This window comes from Nostoc sp. NMS2, from assembly GCF_017115105.1.
Classification (GTDB): domain Bacteria; phylum Cyanobacteriota; class Cyanobacteriia; order Cyanobacteriales; family Nostocaceae; genus Nostoc.
Genome location: NZ_JABXKH010000174.1, coordinates 20,818 through 27,120, shown reverse-complemented (window position 1 = coordinate 27,120; position 6,303 = coordinate 20,818). Strand labels below are relative to the sequence as shown.

Sequence of the window (6,303 nt, the reverse complement as noted above, 5' to 3'; positions counted from 1 at the left end):
CGCTATCGCTGCACCCAACCTACAAAACTACGGTTCTCAAGGTAGACGAGGTTTAGATGAAAATAGGTACTATTACAGTAGTCAGTCCCCACATTATATATGTGAATATAGTGTTTGATTTAAATCGAAACAATTTGCACGAATCTTCTGTCTCTAAACATATTTTTCATATTAGTCTCAGCCAAATTTTATTTCAATAATAAAATATTATGAACCAAGAAAAGTCAGACGTTTGTTTTTGTAGTTTAGCTTTAGGAAAAAGATATCGCTCTCATGCTTTCCTATTAGCTCAAGATATTGAAAAAAATTCGCCAGGAACATACTTAATTGTCCTAACAGATAAGCCACAAGAATTTAAAATATATCCTAATGTTTTAGCATTTAAACATGAACAACAAAGCATTGGTTGTTACCACGATAAAAGGTTTGTAATTGCCAAAGCAATATCACTGTTTAATACTTGTATATTTGTCGATGCAGATATCAGAATATTAGATAAGTTACAACCAGATATGAAATGGCTTCCTGGCATAACAGCAAGAAGTTGTAGCAGTATTGTCAAACACAATCAAGAATATATTAATTCAGCAAATGATGATTACAAGGCAAATAGAGTTAGAGATTTGACCGTTCTAAGCAAACTAGCACAAAAACTAGACCTAGATTTAGAAGACACTAACCTTCAGTTTGTGATGGAAATGTTATTTGTAGTTACAAGGCAAGATGGGCGTGAAATCGAATTTATAAAGCACTGGGAAACTATTGCACTTTACTGTGAGTTAAATGGTTTTTATGGTGCTGAGGGTTATGCAATAGGATTAGCTGCTGCTAAGGCTGGATTACCAGTTCGATGGGATGCTATGGACGGTATTGTTTATTTCAAGGATTGGGTAGAACAGCAGAAAATCAAAAAGGGACAGGCAAATCCAGATGAAACGCTGATATATTTTCAACAGCACGAAGCGATTGAATACCACAAAAATTCAATTTTCCAAAAGCTGGTGCGTAAACTAAATAAATTTACTGGTTATTACTATCGTTCATTGCGTTTAAGAATTGCGACATTGAGTAATTTTGATTTTTATCACCGATGAAACTTTGAAAAAACCTCAACAAGCTGATTTAATTGGCATATCTTCGCTACGTTATTAATAACCATTAATTCTATCCTTTAAATTACGATACTTTAACTTAATATTGTTCACTCTTTGCTGAATAAAACTACTAGTAGACTTTTGCAAAAGCGTCATCTGGCTTGGGCGGGTAAAACTTTGAGGACGTTTCTCAGGTGATTTTAAATAGCGATAATATAAGAAAACATCGCGGTAAGGAATATCTACATCTTCACCCCCACAAAGCCGCACAAAAGCTGAAGAAGATACACTCATATAGTGTAAGTAGGTCAATCTCCGCCCTTGGTCATAGAGGATATTATCTACCACATCAAATTGAGAACTCCAGTGATTACCAGTCGCCTGCTCGCAGTCATGAAAAGCAAAATTATAATACGAAATTCCACTTCTCAACACCATGTAGTTAAATAAAGATTGGTCAGGTGCTAAAAAAGCCATGACATCTGCCTCACCTGATGTTAATTTGCCCATTAGGTCGGCTCTTATCGCTGAAGAAAAAATATTTTTCTTGGTGGCAAACCAACCAGCACAAAATACTTTATCCTGCAAGTTTTCTGAATTGAAAATTTGCTGCATCTGCTCTGTTGAACCATCAAAAATAAATTTTAAGTCAGACTTATATTGAAAATCATTGACTACCCAATCAGATGTATCTAATTTTTCATATACATAATCTACTGGCCCCATTAACAAGGTATCTGCATCAAAATAAATAAATCTATCAAAGGGCCCATCCACAGCACAAAATTTGCGGTGCATTGGTAACTCATAGAGTTCTGAAAAACCCCACTCTCGCCAAGTTTTTTGCGCTCTCGGATAATTTTTCCATATTTGAGTTGCAAAGTTATCCCAATAAGCTATGGAATTAGAATCTTCAAATAAGCTGACATTATCTCTAGATGCAATCTCTGCCTTCACCTTATCTAAGCGCTGATTATATGGAAGTATACAAATAGGAATTTTCCTACCAGCATTAGCTTCAATACTGTTGAGCAACGCTACTAGTTGGTCATAGACAACATCATTGGCTAGGATGTAGATACCATCAATCATTGGGATACTCCTAATATTAAGTGCGGGCAGCAACAAAAGGAAATAAACGGCGAGTCAGTTTGGAGATAAAAGCGAATTTACCCTCATGAAGATAGCGATAGTGTTCCCACAATTGCCAATAGGGACTACCAGTTTTCATCCGCGTACCAGCCCAGTGGATATATTTTAGTCGTTGTCCTCGGTCATAGAGGGCGTAATCTTGCTGTTGGAAACTTTGTGAACCCGCCCAACTACCAGGCCCACCGCCAGGAATTTTGACGAGATTTCCCCGTTTGGCAATCAGTTTGAGAACAAGATAATTTAAAATTGGTTGGTCTGTAACTCCTTCAGAAAAATCGAAATATTCACGATGCGCTGCACACTCGCGCAAAGCTTCATCCATTTGTTCTTCGGTAATAACTCCTTTTCTCGAAGCCAAAAAGCCACTGTTGAAAACATCTTGAAGTTGGGCATCAGAAAAAATTTGTTGCTCTTTCACAAATGGGGAAAAGATATTTCGCAGTTTGTCATTGGCATGATGGTAATCACAACAGAAGAAATCAACTTCTGAAAGTTTGTCTAAATTGTCGGCGATTTTTTCAAAAACGACAATATCTGTATCAATATAAATAAATTCATCTAAAGGGCCAAACCACGCCACCAGTTTACGCATTTTATTTGGTAAGGCGAGGAAATCTCGATCAAAAATTTCTCCGATGCGTTTGGTAAATTTATCAATAAGTTCCAAATCTGGGAAAATTTGCACTTTGTGTAAGGTAGCAAGCTGTTCTGCTACCTTGTGATAATTTTCATTAAATGGGATGAGATAAATGGTTACTTCTGGGTCATAGTAACGAATACTATTTAGTAAAGCGATCGCATTATCAATAACCCGATCGTTGGCAACAATATAAATTCCCCTGCTCATAAATTATCCTTGGTTAATTAACTTAAGTTTTCGCAAAGCTCTTGTAAATAAATTTGGTACTGGAGCGTCATTATAATTCTTAGGAGGGTTTTGAAACATGGGACGCTTGTCTGGTTCGTTTAAGTAACGATAGTAGAGAAATAAATCTCTATAGGGGAAATCAATATTTTCTCCAGCACAGACTGCTTGATTAATATTAGGAGGAATACCAATGTAATGAAGGTAAGTTAGCCGATTACCTTTGTCATAAAGAAGGTGTTCTCGTTCTTCAAAGTGCTTAGATGTGGCAGAACATCCTGTCTTTTCATTATCTGGTAGTTGACGAGCAAAGTTATAAATAGAAAGATTAGACCTCATTACCATGTAGTTTATCAGTGGTTGTTCACCAGCACCGCCATACAAAATTTCCGCCTCACCATTTTGTAAATGGGATATTAGTAAATCTCTTTGTTCTGAGTTAAATATTCCCCGTTTTGCGCCATAGAAACCCGAACAAAAGATTTCGGAATCAATGCGCTTTTGCTCGAAAATTTCTAGTAATTTTGGAGAATTAACATTATATATTTTACTAACGTCTTTAAATTGGAAATCGTAGACAACAAAATCATAAGTATCTAGCTTTTCAAACACCGATGTCAGAGAGTTCATCACCAAGGTGTCTGCATCTAAATAGATAAATTTATCGAATGGCCCATCAAAGGCGCAAAAACGACGATGAGCGCCATATAACCGTGATTTACTCCGATTCAATCGTTCTGGTGCTGCTGAGAGCATAAATTGATCCCAACGGTTGATTGATTCTTGATTATCGTAAAGAAATACATTAGGACGTTTAGCTATTTCATCAGCAATTCGCTGTGTCTGATCGTCGAAAGGATAGATACAAACAGGAGTTTCTGAACCTAAGATAACATCAATACTGTTGAGCAAAGCCACCAGTTGATCGAAAACATAATCATTGCCAAGGGTACAAATACCATTCATAATTTATGAGTGTTGATCGACAAAGTTTGATAACCAGTTAAGTAAGTTTAATTTATGTAAAATGATTTGACGTGCTTCTGCGATCGCATCTTTGGCAGCATACCAAGCATCAGGTGTAGCTGTCACTTCTTTGATGTAGGCAATACCTTTTTCATCTAAACTGGGCAACCGCAAAAAACTACCCGGTGGCAATAATTTATCAGCAGCTGGGCCACCATAGTAAATTGGTAGACACCAGGCAAGTAAACTATCCCAAAGTTTCTCACTGACATACCAATTATTATCAGCATAATTTTCAATTGCCAAATTGTAATAGTATGGTGCCATCCCATACCATTTGTTACCTAGTTCTCCCGATTTTTTAGCCGATTCTGGTAAGTTACGCCCATATAAGTCAAATTTCATGCCACTAGATTGTAGAGACTGCAAAAAGTCTAAACGCTGGCGATGTTTGGCTGTACGGCTAATTCCTGAAGTAATCCAACTACATGGGGCAACCTTTTGAGGTGGCGGCATTTCATTTAAATCTTGAAATGAATTTGAGTGATACCAAATAGCAGGCATATAGTCAGGAATGGGGGCAAAATCATCGGGGCCAGAAATGTAGCCACAATACTTCTGGGCTTGTTGATAATTATGATTAGTTATTTCAACGATTTCATCTAAAGGCGGTTCTCTTAGCAAATAAATAATCCGCTCTTTGTTGACACCACGCAGTAGAGAATCAACATTTACTGCTGATTTTTGCTGCCGTTTGCGAAAGCTATCTAACCAAGATTTTTGTGGCGCTGCTTGGGGAAAATCAAATTGATACATCAGGAGAAAATCTGGTTTGGTTGCTAGTGCCTGCATTTGCATATTTCCCCAAACTCCAAATTGATGCGGGGTTTGTTGCCACAGCCAATCGGCTCTGGTTTCTAAACCTCGATAGCCGCTAATCATACCTACAGTTTTTATAGTCATTTTAGTTATTAGTTATTAGTCATTAGTCATTTGTCATTAGTTACTTTTCCTTATACGATAAGTTGAGGAAGTAGAGATTCATCAACATAACTAAGGATTTTTGCGGCTCGATTTTCCCAAGAAAACTGCTTGACAAATTCGATACTATCTGGATAACCTTCTATTTTTCTAGGATGAGTTTCTAAAACTCGCTTCAGACTTTCGGCAAATTTGCTGGGGTTATCTGGCTCACACCAAGCAGCGATCGCTTTTGTCTCTTGAAACTCAACTAATGAAGGAATTTCCGTCGAAACAATGGGAGTTCCAGAGGCGAAGTAGTCAAACAGCTTTAAAGGAGATGTGAAAGTTGCCGCTTTTCCCGAACAATGAGGGTGAGCTAAAATATCGGCTGCTTGTAGCAAAGATGCTAACTCATTATGCAAGACATAGCCCAAAAATTGAATATTATCAACCTGTTTTTCTTTTACCAATTGCTGATAATATTCTACTTCTGCTGGCTTACCACCCGCACAGGCAAATTGCACATTAGGCATTTCATTAGCCACATCAATTAGTACATCAATACCTTTAAATTGCTGTAATGCTCCTGCATAAACTACCAATTTTTGGCTTTCGTCTCGCAATAGTTTTTGTCGCCATTCTGCGGCTTTTTCGGGTTGTCTCTGCATAAACAAGCGATTAAAACCATTGTGCAGACTAATTACTTTTTCTGCTGGCATCCCATTTTTAATCATGCTTTCACGGATTGTTTCTACAACGGTGACAGCTATTTGTAAGAGTGGATTTGTAACAATTTCTTGCTCAAATGGTTTCTCTTCATGGTGGTGGTGTTCATAAATTGCCGGAATGCCATTTTTGATGGCAGCTTTGACAAAATTCCAGTTGCGACTGTGGACAAGTTTAGTAGTTGGAAGTATATGAAAGGGTAAATAATACTTGCTTGCAATGGTGTTGGAGTCAGTAAATTTGCTCGAAAAATGGTCAATCGGCCAAGGCATCGGTAATGGAGCAACTTTTAACTTGTCATGGAGATTGTAATATTCAATAAGTTCTGTTGGTGTTTTTCTCGGTTGAAAAGGACACAATAAATTAACTGGGTTATTAGCTTTCGCTCCTTTTTCAGGGTATACCAAAACTGTTGAATATCCCAAGTTAGCGGCGGCATTAGCGGCATTTGTAGACTGCACTAGGTGAGCCTCTGGCTGGGGTAATTCTTCACCGATGAAAAAAATGTAGTGTTTTTTTAAAGGATTATTTTTCATA

Annotated in this window: 6 protein-coding genes; 1 reads left to right on the top strand and 5 read right to left on the bottom strand. The window is 37.4% G+C overall.

Annotated features, from left to right (window positions below; genetic code table 11):
- Nucleotides 1-209 precede the first annotated feature (209 nt).
- Nucleotides 210-1,094 carry a hypothetical protein gene (locus tag HWQ36_RS32295; protein WP_292710587.1) on the top strand — a complete coding sequence of 295 codons (885 nt, stop codon included), beginning with the start codon at nucleotides 210-212 and terminating at the stop codon, nucleotides 1,092-1,094.
- Nucleotides 1,095-1,148: 54 nt separating this feature from the next.
- Here HWQ36_RS32295 and HWQ36_RS32290 read toward each other — a convergent pair whose 3' ends face one another.
- The 5 genes from HWQ36_RS32290 to HWQ36_RS32270 are packed head-to-tail and all read right to left on the bottom strand — an operon-like array spanning nucleotide 1,149 to nucleotide 6,302.
- Nucleotides 1,149-2,186 carry an Npun_R2821/Npun_R2822 family protein gene (locus HWQ36_RS32290; protein ID WP_292710585.1) on the bottom strand — a complete coding sequence of 346 codons (1,038 nt, stop codon included), beginning with the start codon at nucleotides 2,184-2,186 and terminating at the stop codon, nucleotides 1,149-1,151.
- A 16-nt stretch (nucleotides 2,187-2,202) separates the two neighbouring features.
- Nucleotides 2,203-3,093 carry an Npun_R2821/Npun_R2822 family protein gene (locus HWQ36_RS32285; protein ID WP_292710582.1) on the bottom strand — a complete coding sequence of 297 codons (891 nt, stop codon included), beginning with the start codon at nucleotides 3,091-3,093 and terminating at the stop codon, nucleotides 2,203-2,205.
- A 3-nt stretch (nucleotides 3,094-3,096) separates the two neighbouring features.
- Entirely contained in the window at nucleotides 3,097-4,077 is a 981-nt protein-coding gene (locus HWQ36_RS32280) for an Npun_R2821/Npun_R2822 family protein (protein WP_292710579.1), read from the bottom strand.
- 3 nt (nucleotides 4,078-4,080) lie between these two features.
- Entirely contained in the window at nucleotides 4,081-5,040 is a 960-nt protein-coding gene (locus HWQ36_RS32275) for a glycosyltransferase family 10 (protein ID WP_292710576.1), read from the bottom strand.
- A gap of 50 nt (nucleotides 5,041-5,090) precedes the next feature.
- Entirely contained in the window at nucleotides 5,091-6,302 is a 1,212-nt protein-coding gene (locus HWQ36_RS32270) for a glycosyltransferase (RefSeq protein WP_292710593.1), read from the bottom strand.
- Nucleotide 6,303 lies beyond the last annotated feature (1 nt).